This is a genomic window from Thioalkalivibrio sp. AKL6 (genome assembly GCF_000376905.1).
GTDB classification, from domain to species: Bacteria; Pseudomonadota; Gammaproteobacteria; order Ectothiorhodospirales; family Ectothiorhodospiraceae; genus Thioalkalivibrio; species Thioalkalivibrio versutus.
This window is the reverse complement of record NZ_AQXS01000011.1, coordinates 72,429-93,399: the sequence shown is the minus strand read 5'-3', so window position 1 is coordinate 93,399 and position 20,971 is coordinate 72,429. Positions and strand designations below refer to the sequence as shown.

Annotated in this window: 22 protein-coding genes; 16 read left to right on the top strand and 6 right to left on the bottom strand. The window is 66.6% G+C overall.

Annotated features, from left to right (window positions below):
- Positions 1–18: 18 nt before the first annotated feature.
- The 5 genes from D575_RS0111155 to D575_RS0111135 form a co-directional block, all read right to left on the bottom strand.
- On the bottom strand, positions 19–510 hold the full coding sequence (locus tag D575_RS0111155; protein ID WP_018145999.1) for a hypothetical protein: 492 nt from the start codon (positions 508–510) through the stop codon (positions 19–21).
- Between the two features lie 174 nt (positions 511–684).
- The gene (locus D575_RS0111150) at positions 685–948 is read right to left on the bottom strand and encodes a hypothetical protein (RefSeq protein WP_018145998.1); all 264 of its coding nucleotides are present in this window, start codon (positions 946–948) and stop codon (positions 685–687) included.
- Positions 949–965: 17 nt separating this feature from the next.
- The gene (locus D575_RS0111145) at positions 966–2,372 is read right to left on the bottom strand and encodes a deoxyribodipyrimidine photo-lyase (protein WP_018145997.1); all 1,407 of its coding nucleotides are present in this window, start codon (positions 2,370–2,372) and stop codon (positions 966–968) included.
- Positions 2,372–3,919, bottom strand: a complete 1,548-nt coding sequence (locus D575_RS0111140; RefSeq protein WP_018145996.1) for a cryptochrome/photolyase family protein — start codon at positions 3,917–3,919, stop codon at positions 2,372–2,374. The genes D575_RS0111145 and D575_RS0111140 overlap by 1 nt, the downstream gene beginning before the upstream one ends.
- A 45-nt stretch (positions 3,920–3,964) precedes the next feature.
- Entirely contained in the window at positions 3,965–4,984 is a 1,020-nt protein-coding gene (locus D575_RS0111135; RefSeq protein WP_018145995.1) for a MerR family transcriptional regulator, read from the bottom strand.
- A gap of 129 nt (positions 4,985–5,113) precedes the next feature.
- Between D575_RS0111135 and D575_RS0111130 the strand changes: the two genes are divergently transcribed.
- Both D575_RS0111130 and D575_RS0111125 read left to right on the top strand, forming a co-directional pair.
- Entirely contained in the window at positions 5,114–7,003 is a 1,890-nt protein-coding gene (locus tag D575_RS0111130) for a thioredoxin domain-containing protein (RefSeq protein WP_018145994.1), read from the top strand.
- Positions 7,004–7,291: 288 nt separating this feature from the next.
- A complete protein-coding gene (locus D575_RS0111125; protein WP_018145993.1) occupies positions 7,292–8,620 on the top strand; it encodes a DUF3422 family protein in 1,329 nt (442 codons plus the stop codon).
- 33 nt (positions 8,621–8,653) lie between these two features.
- Here the strand turns inward: D575_RS0111125 and D575_RS0111120 are convergent, their stop codons facing one another.
- Positions 8,654–9,463 (bottom strand): inositol monophosphatase family protein, encoded by an 810-nt coding sequence (locus tag D575_RS0111120; RefSeq protein ID WP_018145992.1) that lies wholly within the window; start codon positions 9,461–9,463, stop codon positions 8,654–8,656.
- A 160-nt stretch (positions 9,464–9,623) separates the two neighbouring features.
- Here D575_RS0111120 and D575_RS0111115 point away from each other — a divergent pair, with 160 nt between their 5' ends.
- The 14 genes from D575_RS0111115 to D575_RS0111050 all read left to right on the top strand — a co-directional run bounded on the left by D575_RS0111115 (position 9,624) and on the right by D575_RS0111050 (position 20,970).
- Positions 9,624–10,361, top strand: a complete 738-nt coding sequence (locus D575_RS0111115) for an RNA methyltransferase (protein ID WP_018145991.1) — start codon at positions 9,624–9,626, stop codon at positions 10,359–10,361.
- Positions 10,362–10,418: 57 nt separating this feature from the next.
- Positions 10,419–11,246, top strand: coding sequence for a serine O-acetyltransferase (gene cysE / locus D575_RS0111110; protein ID WP_196799420.1), 828 nt, complete (start codon positions 10,419–10,421; stop codon positions 11,244–11,246).
- A gap of 58 nt (positions 11,247–11,304) precedes the next feature.
- Positions 11,305–11,817, top strand: a complete 513-nt coding sequence (locus tag D575_RS0111105) for an Rrf2 family transcriptional regulator (RefSeq protein WP_018145989.1) — start codon at positions 11,305–11,307, stop codon at positions 11,815–11,817.
- 6 nt (positions 11,818–11,823) lie between these two features.
- A complete protein-coding gene (locus D575_RS0111100) occupies positions 11,824–13,047 on the top strand; it encodes an IscS subfamily cysteine desulfurase (RefSeq protein WP_018145988.1) in 1,224 nt (407 codons plus the stop codon).
- A gap of 54 nt (positions 13,048–13,101) precedes the next feature.
- On the top strand, positions 13,102–13,512 hold the full coding sequence (gene iscU, locus D575_RS0111095) for a Fe-S cluster assembly scaffold IscU (protein ID WP_018145987.1): 411 nt from the start codon (positions 13,102–13,104) through the stop codon (positions 13,510–13,512).
- 7 nt (positions 13,513–13,519) lie between these two features.
- Positions 13,520–13,843, top strand: coding sequence for an iron-sulfur cluster assembly protein IscA (gene iscA, locus D575_RS0111090; protein WP_018939093.1), 324 nt, complete (start codon positions 13,520–13,522; stop codon positions 13,841–13,843).
- Positions 13,844–13,948: 105 nt separating this feature from the next.
- Positions 13,949–14,473, top strand: coding sequence for a Fe-S protein assembly co-chaperone HscB (gene hscB, locus D575_RS0111085; RefSeq protein ID WP_018145985.1), 525 nt, complete (start codon positions 13,949–13,951; stop codon positions 14,471–14,473).
- A gap of 31 nt (positions 14,474–14,504) precedes the next feature.
- A complete protein-coding gene (gene hscA, locus D575_RS0111080; RefSeq protein ID WP_018145984.1) occupies positions 14,505–16,388 on the top strand; it encodes a Fe-S protein assembly chaperone HscA in 1,884 nt (627 codons plus the stop codon).
- A gap of 4 nt (positions 16,389–16,392) precedes the next feature.
- The gene (gene fdx / locus D575_RS0111075) at positions 16,393–16,731 is read left to right on the top strand and encodes an ISC system 2Fe-2S type ferredoxin (protein ID WP_018145983.1); all 339 of its coding nucleotides are present in this window, start codon (positions 16,393–16,395) and stop codon (positions 16,729–16,731) included.
- A gap of 14 nt (positions 16,732–16,745) precedes the next feature.
- Positions 16,746–16,949, top strand: coding sequence for a Fe-S cluster assembly protein IscX (gene iscX / locus D575_RS0111070; RefSeq protein WP_018145982.1), 204 nt, complete (start codon positions 16,746–16,748; stop codon positions 16,947–16,949).
- A gap of 379 nt (positions 16,950–17,328) precedes the next feature.
- The gene (ndk, locus tag D575_RS0111065) at positions 17,329–17,760 is read left to right on the top strand and encodes a nucleoside-diphosphate kinase (protein ID WP_018145981.1); all 432 of its coding nucleotides are present in this window, start codon (positions 17,329–17,331) and stop codon (positions 17,758–17,760) included.
- A gap of 143 nt (positions 17,761–17,903) precedes the next feature.
- Positions 17,904–19,037: a bifunctional tRNA (adenosine(37)-C2)-methyltransferase TrmG/ribosomal RNA large subunit methyltransferase RlmN gene (locus D575_RS0111060; protein WP_018145980.1), complete on the top strand. Its 1,134-nt coding sequence runs from the start codon at positions 17,904–17,906 to the stop codon at positions 19,035–19,037.
- A complete protein-coding gene (pilW, locus tag D575_RS0111055) occupies positions 19,034–19,804 on the top strand; it encodes a type IV pilus biogenesis/stability protein PilW (RefSeq protein WP_018145979.1) in 771 nt (256 codons plus the stop codon). Before D575_RS0111060 ends, pilW begins: the two co-directional genes overlap by 4 nt.
- Positions 19,801–20,970, top strand: a complete 1,170-nt coding sequence (locus D575_RS0111050; protein WP_018145978.1) for a helix-turn-helix domain-containing protein — start codon at positions 19,801–19,803, stop codon at positions 20,968–20,970. Before pilW ends, D575_RS0111050 begins: the two co-directional genes overlap by 4 nt.
- The last annotated feature ends 1 nt before the right edge of the window (position 20,971 follow it).

Genomic DNA, 20,971 nt, shown 5'->3' with positions numbered 1-20,971 from the left:
GGCATTCCGCGGTCGGGGTTAGTCGATGCGTATGGTCGCGTAGCCTTGGTGCTCGTAACCCATGATCGACAGGAACGTATTGCCGACCATGTGGATGCCCGGCAATAGGTCGTCTGGTTCGAGCTCGAAGCGCCGCGTGGCGATGTTGCAGGCTTCCATGTGAATGCCATCCAGCTCCAGCAAGCCCTCCAGGCGCTCATGGATATGGCGCACCGCGGAGACGTCCTCGAGCTCCAGGTGATCGGTGGAGCGGGCGATCAGGCCGGCCGCCCCGCCACGGAAGGCGAAGACCATTTCCGGCTCCAGGCCCTGGCGCTGCATGTCGTCATAGGTCTCGCGGATCACGCTGAGGCGGGCAATCAGGCGTTCCGGTTCGGCAATGGTGATGTCCCAGAGGATGCGTCCGGTGTCCATGCCGGCGATGGCGCGCTGGTCGCCGGGCTTGTCAGCGAGTGCCAGGCCGGGGATCAGCAGGGTGCACACCAGGAAGGAGGCGAGAAGGCGTTGCATGGCGTTCGTCCCTTTTGCGGATGTCCTGTCTCAAGGGTAGCAGGCCAGGGAAACACTGCATGAATGACATGCATCGGTGTTTTCCCCGATTCTGCGATGCAGGGTTCCGGGTGCGAACGTCAGGGGGGTAATGGAAGGCCGGATCGGGAAAGCGGTCCGGCCTTTACATGCCGCTCAGTGGCCGTGGTGGCCCTTGTGCAGGTATTCCACGCCGTCGAGGCTCTGGATCTCGATTTCTCGGACCGGGGTAAAGCGCGAGGCGCCCGGGCCCGTGATTTCCTCGGTGACACGGATGCGGAAGGGGGCCACGCAGTTCAGCAACTGGCCAACAAAGCGCTTGCCGTCGTGGGTCACACGCACGGGAGTGGTCTCGTCGTAGCGGCTGAAGTTGTAGCTGACATTCTTCGGGTAGTACAGATTCTGTTCGGAAAAGGTCATGGTTGGGCCTGTCTGGGTCAGTGGTTTTTTACGGCCTCGAAGGCCTCGAGTGCGGCCTGGCGGCTGGCTTTCAGGTCCACGATCGGGGCCGGATAGCCGCGCGCACCGCCGGCGCCTGGCGCGTGAATATACCGCGTTTCGACATCCTTGAGCACGGGGACGAAGCGGCGCACGAAGGCGCCGTCGGGGTCGTGGCGTTCGCCCTGGGTTTGCGGGTTGAAGACGCGGAAGTAGGGCGCGGCATCGGCACCGCAGCCGCCGGCCCATTGCCAGCCCAGGGTGTTCGCGGCGAGATCGGCGTCCACCAGCGTGTCCCAGAACCAGTGGGCCCCGTGCTGCCAGTGCAGGCGCAGGTTCTTGGTCAGGAAGGATGCGACCACCATGCGCAGGCGGTTGTGCATCCAGCCGGTCTCCCACAACTGCTGCATCGCGGCGTCGATGATCGGAAGCCCGGTCTCGCCGCGCTGCCAGGCCCGCAGGTCGCGATCGGCTTGGCGCCAGGGGAAGGCCTCGAAGCGTGGGTTGAGCGGTTGCTCCGGGGTGTGCGGGAAGTGGTAGAGCACGTGATGGGCGAAGTCGCGCCAGCCGAGTTCGCGCACGAAGGCCTCGGGGCCGCCGTTGTCCGGGTGTAGGCCGGCCTGGCGCAAGGCGCGCAGGATCTGGCGCGGCGAGATCTCGCCGAAGTGCAGATGCGGCGACAGGCGCGAGGTCCCGTCCTGATCCGGGCGGTCGCGGCCCTCGGCGTAGGCGCGCACGGCGTTGTCGAGGAATGCTTCCAGGCGCTCACGGGCCGTGGCCTCGCCCGGGGTCCAGGTGGCGCGCAGGCTGCCGGCCCAGTCGATCGCGGGCAGGAGCCCCAGCTGTTCGGGATTGAGTGAGTCGGGCCAGGCCTCGGGTCGCGGGAGATCGGCGGGTGCGGGCAGCGGGGCGCGGTCGATACCGCGTTGCAGGCAGGCCTTCCAGAACGGGCTGAAGACCTTGTAGGGGGTGCCCTGGCCGGTCGCGACCTCCCAGGGCTCGATCAGCAGGTGGGCATTGAAGCTGTGTACTTCGATGCCGTCGGCGCGCAGCCCGGCCTTGATGTCCGGATCGCGCAGGACGATGGCGGGATCGTACAGCCGGTTCCAGTAGACGGCGGTGGCGCCGGTCTCGCGGACCAGGGCCCGCAGGGTGTCGAGGCTGGGACCGGCACGCAGGGTCAGGCGCGAGCCCTGCGCACGCAGGTCGTGGTCCAGCGCGTTGATGCTGTGGTGCAGCCACCAGTTGGATGCGGCACCTGGCTGCCATGGGGCCTCTTCCTCCGGGGCGTGGATGAACACGGGGATCACCGGGCCGCCGCGTTCGCAGGCGGCCTGCAGCGCGGGCTGGTCGGTCAGGCGCAGGTCGCGGCGCAGCCAGACGAGGGTGGGGCCGGGGCTTTGCATCAGATGCGGTCTCCCTGGGCGAGAGTCTTGCGGAGTTCTCCGGCCCGGTCGCGGATGGCTTGCAGGCGTTCGGGGTCCATCTTTTCGACGTGCTTCCACTGCAGCGCGGTGCGCGGATCCCGGGCGAAGCGGTCGCGGTGGCGGTCGAGGAAGTCCCAGTACAGCGTGGTAAACGGACAGGCCTTGTCGCCCAGGGCCTCGGCCGGGTCGAACGGGCAGTGCGCGCAGTAGTTGCTCATGCGCTGGATGTAGCGCCCGGTGGCCACGTAGGGCTTGGAGGCCATGCGGCCATCGTCTGCGTACTGCGACATGCCAGTCACGTTGGGGAGCTCCACCCATTCCACGGCATCGACGTAGATGCCCAGGTACCAGGCATGGATCGCGGCAGGGCGCACGCCAAGCAGCTGGGCGAACAAGCCGGTGACCATCAGCCGCTGGATGTGGTGGGCGTAGCCCAGTTGCAGGGTCTGGCCGACGGCCTGGTGCAGGCACTGCATGGAGGTCTTGGCGTCCCAGTAGAGGGCGGGGAGCGGCTGGTCGGCCTCCAGGGCATTCCACTCGTGCCAGGCCTCGCCAAAATGGAAGTACAGCCCGCGCACGTATTCGCGCCAGCCGAGAATCTGGCGGATGAAGCCCTCGACCGCGGCCAGCGGGGCATGGCCATCGCGCCAGGCCTGTTCCGCGGCGTCGATCACCGTGCGTGGATGGATCAGGTGCAGGTTGAGGGCGGTGGACAGGCGGGCGTGGTAGAGCCAGGGCTGGTCAGTCCACATCGCGTCCTGATAGGTGCCGAAGGCGGGCAGGCGGTGCTGGATGAAGTCGTCCAGCGCCTGTTGTGCCTGCTGCGCGGTGACGGGCCAGTCGAAGTCGTCGGCCTGTCCTGGCAGGTCCGGGAGATGCCGGGCGATGTCGCCCAGGCACTCGCGGGTGAGCGTGTCCGGCGGAAAGGACAGGGGTGGCGGCAGCAGGCCGGGGCCGTCACGCCCGAAATGCCCGCGGTTGTCGGCGTCGAAATTCCATTGTCCACCGGCGGGCTCGTCGCCGTTCATCAGCACGCCCAGGGCTGTGCGCTGCTCGCGGTAGAAGTACTCCATGCGCAATTGCCTGCGGCCCCTGGCCCATTGGTGAAAAGCGTCCAGCGGGACCAGGAAATGCGGATCGTCCAGGACCTCGAGCGGGATCGCCTGGTCGGCGCAGGCGGCCTGCAGCTGGCGCAGCACGCGGTGTTCGCCCGGCTGCAATACGCGCACGTTTTGCGGTTGGAGGTGTTCGAGGTCGGCGCGCAGGGCGTCGTTCAGGGTCTGCTCGGGGCGTTCGCCGAGGTGGCGATAATGGACGGAAAAGCCGTCATCCCGGCGCTCCTTGGCGAAGTGACGCATCGCCGACAGGAACAGCGCGGTCCGCGCGATATGCGACGGGGCATGTCGGGATTCTTCGGCCACCTCGGCCATCCAGAGGTGATCCTGCGTCGGGTCCAGTCCCTGCAGACCCGGGTGGTCCGGGGCCAGCTGGTCGCCGAGCACGACCAGAAGGCTGCGCACGGCCACAGGCGAGGTGGAATCGGGCACGGGGCCGGCGCGGGTGGAGCGAGGTTATTCGGGCAGGTGGCGCGAGAGGCGAGCGGCGGCCTCCAGCGGAGGTCCGGGCAGGACCTCGATCTCGCGACCGTGTTCCATCTGCGACAGCTCGAGGGCGGCCGAGCCGGCGAGATAGCAGGGCGGGCCGGCCTGATTGAGGATCGCCTCCACCCGCGGAAGTTCGGGGCTGCGCATCAGCTGCGAGGAGCCATGGATGATCATTGCCGGCGCGCGCAGGCGACGGATCAGCGTATCAAGGCCCTCGGGACTGGTGGCATCGAACAGGGGCAGGGTCTTCATGCCGCGGCGTGCGCAGGCGAGCTGCAGCAGCATGCCGCCAACCTGCTGGTGGCCGCCGCCCAGCACCAGGCAGGGGTAGGACGGCTCGTCGCAGGCCCGTGTTGCCGAGCGCAACTGATCGGCGAAGGCCGCGGTGGACCAGGCGGCGAAGATGGCCAGGCGAACCTCGCCCTCGGCACTGTGGCGGGATTCCTCGCGCAGGCGGCGATAGACCTCGAGAAAGGCGCTCTCATGCACGCCGTCCCAGCCGTGCCGCATGACCATCCGGGTGTAGATTCGATCCAGCTGGTCGGCATCCAGGTTGGCAACCGAGGCATACAGAGCCTCGGCGATCGGATCCGTGGTGTGGGGGGCGATCCCGGGGCCGGGGCCGGGGCTGGCGCGGCGTTCGCGCTCGCCGGTGGCCTGGGTCCGGGTACCTTCGGCTTCGGGTGATTCGGCCCTGGCGGTGCTGTGTGCGGACTCGTCATTCAGCACGCGATGGACTTGCGAGACCGGGATGCCCTGTTCGAGCAGTTCCATGATCCGTTTGATGCGGGCGATGTCACTCAGGCTGTAGAGCCTGTGACCCTTGGGGGTGCGCATCGGCCGGATCAGCCCGTAGCGGCGCTCCCAGGCTCGCAGGGTGACGTCGTTGATACCCGTCTCCGCGCACACGTGGCGGATCGGGTACAACCCTTCTTCGTCTTGAAGTTCGATGTGCGTCGCGCTCGCCATGAAATAATTGTACGACATTTGTACATCGCATGTACAAGGGGGTGATGCACGATGCGATCCGCGTGATTCCGGGAAAGGGAATGAACCTTCCCTGTCTGCGCGTCCCAAAAGGGTAGCAACCTTTTCTAGATGCTGCTGGAGACTCGCATGTTTGCAACCAACGGAAACCGCTGGACCGGGATGTCTATCCCGTTGCTGCTTGTGGCACTGGCTGCACCCGGTGCGGTTCAAGCCAATCCGGAGATGGCCGACAGTGTGTCACCGTACCTGCGTCTGCATGTGGACGACCCGGTTGAGTGGCGCGCCTGGGATCCGGCGTTGCTGGAGAAGGCCAGGGAAGAACAACGCCCGCTGTTGATCTCCAGTGGCTACTACTCCTGTTTCTACTGTCACGTGATGCAGGAGGAGAGCTTCAAGGACGACGGTATTGCCGAACGGATGAACGCGAACTTCATTCCGGTGAAGGTGGATCGCGAGGTCAATGGGGCGCTGGACAGCTATCTGCTCGAGTTCCAGCGTGCAACGGCCGGTAGTGCAGGTTGGCCGCTCAATGTGGTGGTGACTCCCGACGGTCATGCCCTGACGGGCGTGGTGTATGCCCCGCGTGACCAGTTCGCCGAGTTCCTCGATGGCATCACCCAGCGCCTGGAGTCGGATTACGACCGGCTGGTGGATCTCGCCCGGCGTGGGAGCGAGGAACTCACCCAGCAACTGCGCAAGGGAGAGGAACCGCTTTCCGAGGGCCGCGCGGGCCGACTGCCGCAGGTCCTGTGGAGCCGCATGGAGCGCGAGGCCGACGACCTTCAGGGTGGTTTCGGTAGTTCCACCAAGTTCCCCCATTCGCCCTACCTGCACGCGATGCTGGAGGCCGAGCAGGCTGGCACGGCCCCAGGCTGGGTTGCGGAGTTTCTCGAGATCACCCTGGACGAGATGGCCCACTCCGGTCTGCGTGACGTGCTGGGGGGCGGCTTCTTCCGCTACTCCGAATCACCGGACTGGAACGAGCCTCACTTCGAGATAATGCTGGAGGATCAGGCACAGCTCGCACTGGTTTATCTGCGAGCCGGTGAGCATTTCGGCCGCGAGGACTGGGTGGATCTGGGGCTCGAGAACCTCGATTTCGTCAAGCGGGATATGGCCCTGCGCGAGGACGAGACGGGTGAGCAGGCGGAGGCTGCGGAGGGCGGTTTCCGCGGGCTCGCCTCCAGCCTGTCGGCCGTGGACGATCAGGGCCGCGAGGGTGGGGCCTACCTGTGGCCGGAAGAAGATCTGGAAACGGCACTCGCGGACCACGAGTACCCGGAGTTGGTGCGCGCCTGGTTCGGCATGGAGGGCAGCTCGGTCTTTGATCTTGGCTACCTGCCGCGCAGTGGCGCGGGGATCGAGCAGCTTGCGGAGCGTTTCGACCTGGCAGGGTACGAGGTTCGCGAGCAGGTGGAGTCCGGCCGCGCGGCCCTGATCCAGGCGCGCGAGGCGCGCGGCCTGCCGCGTGACGAGAAGGTGCTGACCGGGGCGCACGGGCTGCTGCTGTCCGCCCTGGCGGAGGCGTCGGCGTACGATGCGCGCTTCCTTGACGCGGGCGCGGCGGTTCAAGCCTGGCTGCTGGAGGTCGCTGCCGACCCGGCGGAGCTGCCGGCGCTGATGGGTCTGCCCGCCGAGCAGGCGGGCACCGCTACGCTCAACGATTACGCCTACGTCGCGCGTGGCCTGCGCGACTGGGAAGCCGCAACCGGCGAGGGTGAACATGGCCCGGCCCTGGCACTGCTGGAGGCGGCCTGGGAGCGCTTCCGCGATGGTGACGGCTTCCGTTCGGAGCCGGAGCCGCCGCTGCCGGGGATGATCTCCCAGCGTTTCCACCCGGCGGTGCACCGGCCGTCCCCGACGACCCTGATCTTTCGTCTCAGCGAGGAATGGGCCGAGGGCAGCGAGACGGTGGATGCCGCCTTCGCGGACTACGACCTGCGCCCGGGCCGCGCCATCGATGCCGACCCGGAGCAGCATGCCCGCCTGATCCTTTGGCTGCAGGAACGCGACTAACGGGTGCCGTCTGAATCGGGGTTGTTCGCGTTGCCGCCGCAGGTGGGCGCGAACTACGCTGGGTTCCCCAGGGCCATGCTGGTCGTGCAGGCGGACAGGCTGCGGGCAGCTCGCCCGGCGAGAGGCGTGGTCCGCCCTTCGTGGTGACGGCAATCGAGGTTCGGGCGCTCTAAAGTGAAGTGGATCGGTGCGGCGTCTGGGCCAGCACGCTGTCCTTGCCGTCCATATCCACTTCCGTCAGCGTGGCCTGCCCGGGCTTCTGGAAGCCGTCTTCAGGTTGAATCCGCGATGAAAGAGAGTCCGTCCCTGCCCCCGAGTCACCCCCTGCGGGAGTCGATTCACGACGAAGTCCATGCGCGTTTCTACGAGCCGCTGGACGCCCCTGCGACTGCCTCGTGGCTGGCGCTTTTGTCGCCGCGCGACTCCACCGAGCGCGAACGCGAACTGGTGGCGGAGCTCTGCCGTCGTTTCGGCGTGAACGAGCCGGTCCCGCAGAAGAACTTCGTCGCCTGCGATCTGGGGCCGTTTCGCTTGCGCTGGGAACGCCACAACGAGTTCTCCACCTGGTCATTCTTCGTAACCGGAGAAGCCTTCAGCGACCCGTTCGCCGACCCGGCGATCAACCGCGTGCCGGCAGACTGGCTGAGCAAGCTGCCAGGGAGCACCATCGCCGCGATCCATCTGGCGCTGGAGTCGCGTGACATGCCGGAGCGGTCCTTCGAGCAGCTGGAAGCCGTATTTGCTCCGCACCCCATCGTCGGCAACGGCGTGGCTGGCGGGGATGGCCTGGTATGGACCGATTTTCGGGTCCACGACGACGGTTTCTCCCGCTTCCTGGTGCGCGATGTCGATCTCACCCGGCGTGAGGCCGGACGTATCGCCCAGCGCCTGTTCGAACTGGAGACCTACCGGTTGCTGGCCCTGCTGGCGCTCCCGCTGGTCCGCGAGCTGATGCCGGAACTCGACGAACTCGAGGGCCGGCTGAACGACATTAACGACGAGATGGCGGGGATCACCGAGCAGTTCGCCGCATCGGACCGCGAGCAGCAGTTGCTGGCGGTGCTCTCCGACCTTGCATCCGACGTCGAGCGCCTGAGCAGCTATGCCGGCAGCCGTTTCCACGCATCCCGCGCCTATGCCTCGCTGGTGAGTAGGGGCGCTGAGGAACTGAGAACCAAGCGCATGCCGGGGCTGCAGACCCTGTGCGAATACCTGGGTTGGCGCATGGATCCGGCCATGGGTACCTGCGCGTCGCAGGCGGAGCGGCTGGAGGTGCTGTCCACGCGCATCCACCGCACCGGATCGCTGTTGCGCACCCGGGTGGACGTGGCGCTGGAACGGCAGAACCGCGACCTGCTGAGCTCGATGAACCGGCGCGCCGACCTGCAGTTGCGCCTGCAGCGGACAGTGGAGGGGCTTTCGGTGGTGGTGATCAGCTACTACCTGACCAGCCTGGTGGCCTACCTGTTACGTGGGCTGGACGAGGTCGTTGCGTTGCAGGTACCGGTGAACATGGCCATCGGCGTGGCAGTGCCGGTCGTGGTCGCGGGGGTGTGGTTCTCCCTGCGGTTGATGCGCACGCGCATCGAGCGCAAGGTCAGGCGCGGCGGGGCCTGACACCCGGCGCCCGGGGTGGGCGCGAGGCCTTCATTAGTCGGTGCGGGAGGTGGCTTCCTTTTCGGCCTTGTGCAGGCGCTGGAGCATGGCCTTGAGGACCTTCGGGTTACCCGCGACGACGTCGCCGCGGCGCATCACGTCCGGGTTGCCCTGCCAGTCGCTGACCACGCCGCCGGCTTCCTGTACGAGGAGCAGGCCCGCGGCCATGTCCCAGGGCTGCAGGCCCATCTCCCAGAAGCCGTCGAAGCGCCCGCAGGCGACCCAGGCAAGGTCCAGTGCGGCCGAGCCGGGGCGGCGTATTCCGGCAGTGCCCGGGACCAAGTGGCGCAGGCTGCTCAGGTAGCGCTCCAGGTCCTGGCCCTCGCGGAACGGGATGCCGGTGCCCAACAGCGCGCCGTTCAGGTCCTTGCGTTCGGAGACGCGGATGCGGCGGCTGTTGAGGAAGGCGCCGGCGCCGCGCGTGGCGGTAAACAGCTCTTCCTTCAGCGGGTCGTAGACCACCGCCTGCTCCAGCCGGCCCTTGTGTTTCAGCGCGATGGAGATGCCGTACTGCGGGATCTCGCGCAGGTAGTTGGTGGTGCCGTCCAGCGGATCGATGATCCAGACGAAGTCGGCGTCGCTGCCGCTTTGCTCGCCGCCTTCCTCGGCCATGATCGAGTGGTCGGGGTAGGCGCGGCGCAGGGTGCTCACGATGGCCTGTTCGGCGGACAGGTCGACATCCGAAACCCAGTCGTTACGGGCCTTTTCGCGGGTGTTCATGCGATCCGGCCGGCCCCAGGCGCGGGTGGTGATGCGTCCGGCCTCGCGGGCCGCCGATACCGCCGTGTTCAGCATGGGGTGCATGGGGTGTCTCCTGGAGTTCTTCGGGGTGTCCGGCGGGCGCGCGCACGCGCCGCGGGAAGGCCGCGAACAATACACAAGCCGCTCTTTTTTGGGAAGTCGAGAGCCCCCCTGTGTACAATCCGCGAGCTTTGATGCGGGCATGGCAACGGAGACTCCACGAATGGAAGAACGCCTGAACCGGGTGCGCGTCGTGCTGGTGGGCACGACGCACCCGGGCAACATTGGGTCCGCCGCACGTGCGATGAAGGCCATGGGAGTGACGGATCTGGTGCTGGTGGCGCCGGAGCGGTTTCCCCATGCCGATGCCACGGCGCTGGCGTCCGGGGCGGATGACCTGCTGGCGCGGGCGCGCGTGGTGGATGATGTGGCCGCCGCGGTCTCCGACTGCGTGTGGGTGGTGGGTACCAGTGCTCGGCTGCGCACCCACTCGGTACCGGTGCTGGGCCCGGACGTGGCGGCCGGGCAGGCGCTGGAGAACGCGGTCCAGGGGCCGGTGGCCTTGGTTTTCGGACGTGAACACAGTGGTCTGACCAACACCGAGCTGGATTACTGCAATGCGTTTGTGCAGATCCCGACGGTGCCGGATTTCAGCTCCCTGAACCTGGCCGGCAGCGTGCAGGTAATGACCTACGCGCTCCGCATGGCGGCCCTGACCGGAATGGATCCCGGGCAGGCGAGTGCGCCAGGCGAGGCGCGCGATCCGCTCGCGACCCAGGCCGAGATGGAGGGTTTGTTCCGTCATTTCGAGCAGGCCCTGACGACCATCGAGGTGCTCGACCCGGACAATCCGCGCAATCTGATGCGGCGCTTGCGGCACCTCTATATGCGCGCCGGACTGACCGGCAGCGAGGTGCGCATGCTGCGCGGTATATTGACGCACACGGAAAAGGGCCGCTGAGGGCGCCGGAAACCGGCGTGATAACCTAGCGGATGACTCGGGATTTGAGGCCGGCCCATGTTTGACAGGATGCGCGAGGACATTCGCTGCGTGTTTGACCGTGACCCGGCGGCACGCAACGCCTTCGAGGTGCTGACCGCATACCCCGGCCTGCATGCGCTGTGGTATCACCGCCTCGCGCACTGGTTGTGGAACCACCGGATGCGCTGGCTGGGGCGAGTGATTGCGAACTTCAGCCGCTGGGTGACCGGCATCGAGATCCATCCGGGGGCGACCCTCGGCCGACGGTTCTTTATCGACCATGGCATGGGGGTGGTGATCGGCGAGACCGCCGAGGTCGGCGATGACTGCACGATCTACCACCAGGTGACCCTGGGTGGCACCACCTGGGAAGGCGGCAAGCGCCACCCGACGCTCGGTAACGAGGTGGTGATCGGTGCGGGTGCCAAATTGCTGGGCCCGATCCACGTGGGCGACCACGCGCGCATTGGCTCCAACGCAGTGGTGCTGAAGGATGTTCCGGCGGAGGCGACCGCGGTCGGCATCCCCGCCCGGGTGCTCGGCCCGCGGCCCGAGCCCGATCCGCGCTTCCAGCAGATGGCGGATCGCATGGGCTTCGACGCCTACGGCCTGTCGCGGGACATGCCGGACCCGGTGGCCAACGCCATTCATCGCATCGTGCAGCGCGTACACGACCTGGACGAGCGCATGGAGCGGGCCTGCCAGGCGCTCAAGCGCGCCGGTATCGATCCGGGCGAGGCCCTGGGCGAGGACGATTCGGGCCCGCTGGAGGCCTGCGATCTGGAAGGTCTGGAGCCGGACGAGTGCGAGGTTCCGCCGAACGTGGCGACCCAACAAGAACGTAAACAGCAAGGGAATACTTGATCGTTTTGCTCGGGTATTGCTAAGCTTGCCGGCAAATGACTGACAAGTGCACTCAACCATGAAACTGACGACCAAAGGCCGGTACGCCGTCACCGCCATGCTCGATGTGGCGATGCACACCCGCAACGGGCCGGTATCCCTGGCCGAAGTGGCGCGGCGGCAGAAGCTTTCGCTGTCCTATCTGGAGCAGCTTTTTTCCAGGCTGCGCCGCAAGGGGCTGGTGAACAGCAGTCGCGGGCCGGGCGGGGGCTATGCCCTCAGCCGTGAACCGGAGGGGATCAGCGTGGCCGACATCGTGGTGGCAGTGGACGAGCCAGTGGACGTCACCCGCTGCGGCGGCAAGGCCAACTGCAATTCGGATTCGCGCTGCCTGACGCACGACCTGTGGACCGATCTGAGTCAGCAGGTCTATGACTTCCTCAGCACACGCTCGCTGGCGGATGTACTGCAGCGCCATCGGGAACAAATGGAAAAAGACGGCGTGCAGGAGGTCGTGATGCACGGCGCCCCTCTGCAAGCCTCGACCGGAAAAAGCCATGCGACCGCCAAAGCGGCCGCGGAAAGGAGCTAACGCGCAATGAGTGACCTGAAACTGCCGATCTACCTCGATTATTCCTCGACCACGCCGGTTGACGAGCGCGTGGCCGAAAAGATGGCCGGCTGCCTGACCAAGGACGGCCTGTTCGGCAATCCCGCCTCGCGCAGCCACAGCTTTGGCTGGAGCGCGGAGAAGGCGGTGGAGAACGCTCGCGGCCAGGTCGCCGAGCTGGTGGGCGCCGATCCCAAGGAAATCATCTGGACCTCCGGTGCGACCGAGGCCGATAACCTGGCGATCAAGGGTGCCGCGCACTTCTACCAGCGCAAGGGCAAGCACATCATCACCGTGAAGACCGAGCACAAGGCCGTGCTCGACACCACGCGTCAGCTGGAGCGCGAGGGCTTCGAGGTCACGTACCTGGGTGTGAAGGAAAACGGCCTGATCGACCTGCAGGAGCTGCAAGACGCGATGCGTGACGACACCATCGTGGTCTCGGTGATGCACGTGAACAACGAGATCGGCGTCATCCAGGACATCGAGGCGATCGGCAACCTTTGCCGTGAGCGCGGGATCGTGTTCCATGTGGACGCGGCCCAGTCGACCGGGAAGGTCGCAGTCGACCTGTCCAGCCTGCCGGTGGACCTGATGAGCTTCTCTGCGCACAAGACCTACGGTCCGAAGGGCATCGGTGCGCTGTTCGTGCGCCGCAAGCCGCGCGTGCGGATCGAGGCGCAGATGCACGGCGGCGGCCACGAGCGTGGCATGCGCTCCGGCACGCTGGCACCGCACCAGATTGTCGGCATGGGCGAGGCCTTTGCGCTCGCTGGTGCTGAGATGGGCCCCGAGCTGGAGCGCATCCGCATGCTGCGCGACCGTCTGTGGACGGGTCTCGACGGCATGGAAGAGGTCTATCTGAACGGCGATCAGGAACAGCGCGTGGCGCACAACCTGAACGTGTCCTTCAACTTCGTCGAGGGCGAGAGCCTGATCATGGCGCTGCGCGACATCGCCGTGTCCTCCGGCTCGGCCTGTACCTCGGCGAGTCTGGAACCGTCCTACGTCCTGCGTGCCCTGGGCCGCAACGACGAGCTGGCCCACAGCTCCATCCGCTTCTCCATCGGTCGCTACACGACGGTGGAAGAGGTCGACCACACGGTCAAGATTGTGCGCGCCGCGGTCGCCAAGCTGCGCGAACTCTCGCCACTGTGGGAGATGTACCAGGACGGCGTCGATCTGAGCACCGTCGAGTGGGCGGCCCACTAGGGGTCCGCTCGACACCACTAACGCAACGCGTACACACGCAACAGGAGAACGGTCATGGCTTACAGTGACAAGGTTCTGGACCACTACGAAAATCCGCGCAACGTCGGCAGCTTCGACAAGAACGACGACACGGTCGGCACCGGCATGGTCGGTGCCCCGGCCTGCGGCGACGTGATGAAGCTGCAGATCAAGGTCAACGACGACGGCATCATCGAGGACGCCAAGTTCAAGACCTACGGTTGCGGTTCGGCGATCGCTTCCAGCTCGCTGCTCACCGAATGGGTGCGGGGCAAGACCCTGGAAGAAGCCAGCCAGATCAAGAACACCCAGATCGCCGAGGAACTGGCGCTGCCGCCGGTGAAGATCCACTGCTCGGTGCTGGCCGAGGACGCCATCAAGGCGGCCGTGTCCAACTACCAGGAGCGCCACGGCGAGGCCGCGGAAGCCGAGAAGAAGTCTGCCTGAGGGTGCTATGTCGATTACAGTGACCGAACCCGCAGCCGAAAGGATCCACAACTTCCTCGACAAGAGAGGCAAGGGCGTGGGCGTGCGGCTGGCTGTCAGGACGACCGGCTGCTCCGGCATGGCCTACGTGGTGGAGTTTGCCGACGATATCGAGGACACCGATACGGTGTTCGAGGATCGCGGCGTGAAGCTGGTGGTGAACCCGAAGTCCCTCGTGTACCTCGATGGCACCGAGCTGGATTTCGGCAAGGAAGGCCTGAACGAAGGGTTCAAGTTCAATAATCCGAACGAGAAGGCCCGATGTGGCTGTGGTGAAAGCTTCAGTATCTGACTGACGATCGCATCCGGGGTGGTGCATGGCGGCCGATTTCTGGTCGTCGTCCCACCCCTTTTCTTTTGTCAGTGCGTCGCCAGTGCTTCTTGAGGCGGAGAGTTGATGAACGACCCATTCGAGCAGTTCGATCTGCCGGTCGCCTTCGAGGTGGACCGGCAACAGCTGGACGAGCGCTTTCGCCGCCTGCAGGCAGAGTTGCATCCGGACCGCTTCGTGCGCCAGGGCGACCAGGCCCGGCGCATGGCGGCGGCGGTGGCGGCCGACGTGAACGAGGCCTACGCGATCCTCGGGGATGACTACCGCCGTGCGCTGCACCTGCTGGAGCGCACGGGCGTGGCATTCGACCCGGAACGCGATACCAGCCAGAACATCGAGTTCATCGAGGCGCAGATCGAGTGGCGCGAACGCATGGAAGAGGCCGCGGCGGCCAGGGATGGTGCCGCGCTGGAGGCCGCCGGCGAGGAGCTGGAGCAGGCCCGGGCCGAGGCACGGGCAAAGGTCGCGGATGCCCTGAAGGACCCGGCGGCCCCGGCACCCGAGGCCAAGGACCGAGTGCTGGAATTGCGCTTTTTCGACCGCTTGCTGGACGAATTGAAACGAACCCGACAGAACCTGGCGCGCGGTTGATCCGCGGCCATGTGAAGGAGCCGAACACCCGATGGCGTTATTGCAGATCACCGAACCCGGAGCCGAGTCCGCGCCGCATCAGCGCCACCTCGCGGCCGGGATCGACCTCGGCACGACCCATTCGCTGGTCGCCACGGTGCGTAGTGGCGAGGCGGATACCCTGCCGGACGAGCAGGGCCGGCATATCCTGCCGTCGGTGGTCCACTACGCCGCGGATGGGGCGAGCGTGGGGTATGCGGCCGCGGAGCACGCGGCGGATGATCCGCACAACACCATCGCGTCGGTTAAGCGCCTGATCGGGCGCGGCGCGGCGGATGTCGCGCGCCTGTCCGGCGAGCTGCCGTTCCGCCTCAAGACCGGCGAATCCAGCGTGCCGCGGATCGAGACGGCCGCGGGTGACAAGACCGCGGTCGAGGTGTCCGCCGATATCCTTCACACCCTGCGCCAGCGGGCCGAAGCGACCCTGGGCGACGAACTCGAGGGCGTGGTGATCACCGTGCCCGCGTACTTTGATGATGCCCAGCGCCAGGCCACGCGCGACGCCGCGCAATTGGCGGGGCTGAACGTTTTTCGCCTGATCAGCGAACCGACTGCCGCAGCGGTGGCTTACGGGCTGGATCAGGGCGAGGAGAGCACCATCGCGGTTTACGACCTGGGCGGTGGGACCTTCGACATCTCCATACTGCAGCTGCGCCGCGGGGTGTTCGAGGTGCTGGCGACCGGTGGCGACTCGGCCCTGGGCGGCGATGACATCGACCGCAGCATCGCCGACTGGCTATTGAACCAGGCCGGGATGGGCGGCGAGAACGACCCGCAGCGCCTGCGTCGGGTGTTGCTGGCCGCGCGCCAGGCGAAGGAGGCCCTGACCGATGCCGCGAGTACTGCCGTCGAGGTTGTACGCGCGGACGGCTCCACCTGGTCCGGCGCGTTGGATCGCGAAACCCTCGTGGGACTGGCGCGTCCATTGCTGGATCGCACCATGAAGGCCTGCCAGCAGGTCCTCGCGGATGCGGGGCTGGAGACGGGTGCGATTGACGAGGTCGTGCTGGTGGGTGGCTCCACCCGGATGCCTGCGGTGCGCGAGACGGTGGAAGGGTTTTTCGGTCAGGTACCGCATGCCGGGATCGATCCGGACCGCGTGGTGGCGATTGGCGCCGCGCAGCAGGCCGACATCCTGGCCGGCAACAAGCCGGATACGGAACTGCTGCTGCTGGACGTGATCCCGCTGTCCCTGGGCCTGGAAACGATGGGTGGGCTGGTCGAGTTCATTGTCCCGCGCAACACCACCATCCCGGTCTCGCGGGCCCAGGAGTTCACCACCTTCAAGGATGGTCAGACGGCGATGTCCCTGCACGTGGTGCAGGGCGAACGCGACGTGGTGGACGCCAACCGCTCGCTGGCCCAGTTCACGCTTTCCGGCATCCCGCCGATGGTCGCCGGCGCCGCGCGCATCCGGGTGACCTTCCAGGTCGATGCCGATGGGTTGTTGAACGTGACCGCGCGCGAACAGACCCAGGGCGTGGAGGCGCATATCGAGGTCAAGCCTAGCTACGGCCTGACCGATTCCGAGATCGAGCAGATGCTGCGCGATTCGGCATCGTCCGCGCGCGAGGACATGGAGGCCCGCCGCCTGCGCGAAGAACAGGTGGAGGCCGACCGCGTGCTGGAGGCGATCGACGCCGCGCTGCAGACCGATGGTGATCGCTACCTGGAGCCGGAGGAGCGCCGGACGATCGAACAGGCGCGCGATGCCCTGCGCGCCGAACGCGAGAAGGGCGACGACCCGGACGCGATCGAGGCCGCGCGCAAGCGCGTCGAGCAGGCCTCCGAGGCCTTCGTCGCGCGGCGCATGAATGACAGCATCCGGCGGGCACTCGCCGGTCACAACGTTAGCGAATACGACGCAGGGAACTGAGAACATGCCCCAGGTAATCTTTCTACCCCACGAGGAAATCTGCCCCGAAGGCGCCTCCCTCGAGGCCCCTTCGGGCATCAGCATCTGTGATCTTGCACTGCAAAACGGCATCGAGATCGAGCACGCCTGCGAGAAGTCCTGCGCCTGCACGACCTGTCATGTCTATGTGCGTGAAGGCCTCGACAGCCTGGGTGAGGCCACTGAGGACGAAGAAGACATGCTCGACAAGGCCTGGGGGCTGGAGCCGGACTCGCGCCTTTCCTGTCAGGCCGTTGTGGCCGACCGCGATCTCGTGGTGGAACTGCCGAAGTACACCATTAACCAGGTCTCCGAGAACCACTGAGCGAGGGATAGGCGATGAAGTGGACTGAAACCCAGGAAATTGCGATCCAGCTGGCCGATGAGCACCCGGACGTCGATCCGCGCCATATCAACTTCGTGGATCTGCGCCAGTGGGTGATGAACCTGCCGGAATTCGACGACGACCCCGAGCGCTCGGGAGAACGCGTCCTCGAGGCAATCCAGCTTGCCTGGATGGACGAGGCCGACGTCGACGACTGATCGAACGGCCTGGGTCAAGGGCTTTCCTGACTCGTAATGGCGTTCAGCCAGCCGCCGGGTCGTAGGGTCGTAGGATGGGATGAGCGCAGCGAATTCCATCAAGGGACTGGCACGATGCGGGAAATGGTGCGTTTCGCTGCGCTCAGCGGCACCCAACGATCCGGCAACTGGCTGAACGTCATTGCGGATCAGGAGGGCGTCGTGGTGCAATCACGGGTTTCGGCGCTGGATTGCCGCGAAGGCGTCAGGTCGCTAGACTACGCGCCGCACGTTGCGTCCGCGTCTTTTTTGCGTTGGGAACCCGCCGTTCGGCGGGTTCTCGCGTTTGCAGCCGGGCCCAGCGACCGATATTCAATCCAAGTACCAGGAGAGCCGCCCCATGGCCGTTGAACGCACCCTTTCCATCATCAAGCCTGACGCCGTTGCCAAGAATGCCATCGGTGACATCATCAGCCGTTTCGAAAAGGCCGGCCTGAAGGTCGTTGGCGCGCGCATGATGCACCTGAGCCGCGAGCAGGCCGAAGGCTTCTACGACGTGCACAAGGAACGCCCGTTCTTCAACGATCTGGTCGAGTTCATGATCTCCGGCCCGGCGCTGGTGCAGGTCCTGGAAGGCGAGGACGCCATTGCCAAGAACCGCGACATCATGGGTGCGACCAACCCGAAGGAAGCGGCTCCGGGCACCATCCGTGCCGACTTCGCCGTGTCCATCGACGAGAACGCCGTACACGGCTCTGACGCCCCGGAGACCGCGGAGCGCGAGATCGCTTTCTTCTTTGGCGACGACGGCGTCTGCCCGCGTACCCGATAAAGCGGGCCCGCCTGCGCCAAGGGAAACGCTGATCATTGATCAGGGTTTCCCTACGGGGCCCGGTTGCACCGCACACCGGGCCCCGTAGGCAGGCATCCCTTCGGCACAGTACACTAGGGGGCTTGAGCGAACCGGTCCCTGTTATGGCACACACATCCTCCACCCCCCTGAATCTCCTGGGCTACAGCCACCAACAGCTCGTCGAGCTGCTGGCGCAGTGGGGTGAACCGCGTTTTCGTGCCACCCAGCTGATCAAGTGGATCCATCAGCGCGGGGTCACCGACTTCGAGCAGATGACCGACGTGTCGCGCAAGCTGCGCGATCGTCTGGAGCGCGAGACCGAGATCCGCGTGCCCGAGATCGGTCTGGAAAAGGCCTCCTCCGACGGTACCGTCAAGTGGGTGCTGCGGCTCCCCGACGGCAATGCCATCGAGACCGTCTTCATCCCCGAGGGCGGGCGCGGGACGCTGTGCATCTCCTCCCAGGTCGGCTGTGCGCTCGACTGCACCTTCTGCTCCACGGCCCAGCAGGGCTTCAACCGCAATCTCACCAGTGCCGAGATCATCGGTCAGGTGTGGCTGGCCATGCAGCGGCTCCCGGCGCCGGATGGCCGCAAGCGGGCAGTCAGCAACGTGGTCCTGATGGGTATGGGCGAGCCGCTGGCCAATTTCGATGCGGTGGTCCCGTCCTGTCAGTTGATGACCGACGACAATGCCTACGGTCTCAGCCGGCGCCGCGTGACCCTTTCGACCTCCGGCCTGGTTCCAGCCCTCGATCGCCTGAGCGCACATACCGATGTCGCCTTGGCCGTCAGCCTGCATGCGCCCAATGACGCGTTGCGCGACCGTCTGGTGCCGATCAACCGCAAGTACCCGCTCGCCGAGCTACTGGACAGCTGCCGCCGCTACGTGGAGGCAACCGACGCCCACAGTGGCGTGACGTTCGAATACGTCCTGCTGGCCGGCGTCAACGACCAGCCCGAGCACGCCAACGAGCTCGCCGGGCTGTTGCGGGGTATTCCCGGCAAGATCAACCTGATCCCGTTCAACCCGTTCCCGGGGGCTCCGTTCGAACGCCCGTCGGAGGCCACCGTTCTGGCCTTTGAGCGGCGCCTGCAGAAGGCCGGCTACGTGACCACCGTCCGGCGCACCCGGGGCGACGACATCGATGCCGCCTGCGGGCAGTTGGTGGGGCAGGTCGAGGATCGAACCAATCGTGGCATGCGCATGTTCCGCCTGCATGCCGAGTTGCCACAGACGGATCGGAGGGCTTCATGACTGGACGCGCGGGTTTGCGCATCGCCGGGGTTCTGACCCTGGCGCTGCTGCTGGGTGGCTGTGCCGCCACGGCCGACCGACCGGTTTCCGGCGAACGCGAGGATGCCGCCGAGGTGCATGCCGAACTGGGCATCGGCTATCTGCGCGAGGGCGAGTTCGAGCAGGCCGAACGCAACCTGCGGCGGGCGCTGGACTATGACCCCGGCTATGTCCTCGCCAATATCGGTATGGCAGCGATCTACGAGCGCAAGGACCAGCTGGACCGTGCCGAGGAACACTATCGCCGGGCCCTGCGCCGCGACGCGGACAACCCCTTTGCGCAGACCAATCTGGGCGCATTGCTTTGCGCCCGCGAGGACTTCGACGAGGCTCAGGCGTTGTTCGCCAAGGCGATTAAGAATCCGGATTACGATCGCCGCGACATCGCCCACATGAACTCCGGCGTCTGTCACGCGGACGCGGGCGATGCCGAGGAGGCCGAGCGGCAGTTGCGCCGGGCGCTGGAACTCAATCCGCAGTATCCCCGCGCGCTTCTGGAAATGGCGCGGCTGACTTATCAGGACGACCGGCCGATGCAGACGCGGGCCTTCCTGCAGCGATTGGACAGCCAGGGGGTCGAGAATGCGGAGACTCTGCTGCTGTGCTATCAGGCCGAAAGCGCGCTGGGCAACAGCCGCGCGGCCAACGCGTGTGCCGAGCGCCTGAGTCGCCATCACCCGGACAGCGACGAGATGGCCGAGCTGCGCCGGCTGGAGCGTGAAGGGTGAGCGATCCACGCGACAAGGAACCGGGCCTCGGGCGAGTCGAGGATGTCGATGATTCAACGAACAATGTCGCCTCCCTGCGCACCGAGGGTTCGGACCCCGATCCGGAGCCGTCCTTCTCCGCCGCGCATGGTCTGACCACCCGGGACCAGCCGGAGGCATCCGGACCGGAGGCGCCCCGGGGTGAGGACGAGCCCGGCGCCAGTCTGCGGCGGGCTCGTGAGGCGGCCGGTCTGGACACCGCGACCCTGGCCAGCCGCATCCACCTCGGGCGCGGCACCCTGGAAGACCTGGAAGCCAATCGCTTTCATCACATGCCACCGGCGTACGTGCGTGGCTATCTGCGCTCCTGCGCACGCGAGCTGGGCGTGGCCGCGGATCCCTGGATTCAGTCCTTCGAGAGCCACGGGATGGTCGACCCCGAACTCCGGGCCGTCGCAACGCCCTCCGCGCGCGGCCGTCAGCGTCGGCGCGGCCGCGGTATCTACTGGCTCGCCTTGCTGCTGGCCGTGATGCTGCTTGGACTTGGGGTCTATGCCTGGAGCGAGCGCACGGACACGCCCGGGTGGCCGTCGCTGAACCTGGGCGAGGCGCGGGATGCCGTCCCGAGCCTCGCCGATACCCAGACCCCGGACGCCGAAGGGCTCAGCCCGTCGATCGCCGAGAGCACCGATCCGGAGCCCGTCACGCCCGCGCCGGAGGCCCTCCCGGAGGGCGCCCAGCCGGAGCCGGCGGGTGCCGAGGGATCGGCCGGCGCCCCGGAAGCATCCTCGGAATCCACCGCACCGGCGGAGGCCCTGACCGAACGCCTGGTCGTGCCGGAAGAGCCGGTCACGCCTGAGGCCCCCGTGCGGGCCGAAAGCGAAGCCCCACTGGATGCTTCCCCGGTGATCGAGACTTCCAGTGAAGGTCCGGCGGCGGGTGAGGGCGCGCAACTGGTGCTGGAGTTTGCCGAGACCTCCTGGGTGGAGATCCGCGATGCCGCCGACGAGGTGGTTTTGACCGGCGTGCTCAGCGCGGGTGACCGCGAGGAGATTCGCCTGGATCTGCCTGGCCGGGTGATCCTGGGCAACGCGTCCGGGGTCTCGCTGACGCTGAATGGCGAGCCGGTAGACGTCGAGACGCATATCCGGAGCGACCGCACCGCGCGCTTCGATCTGGAAGGCTGAC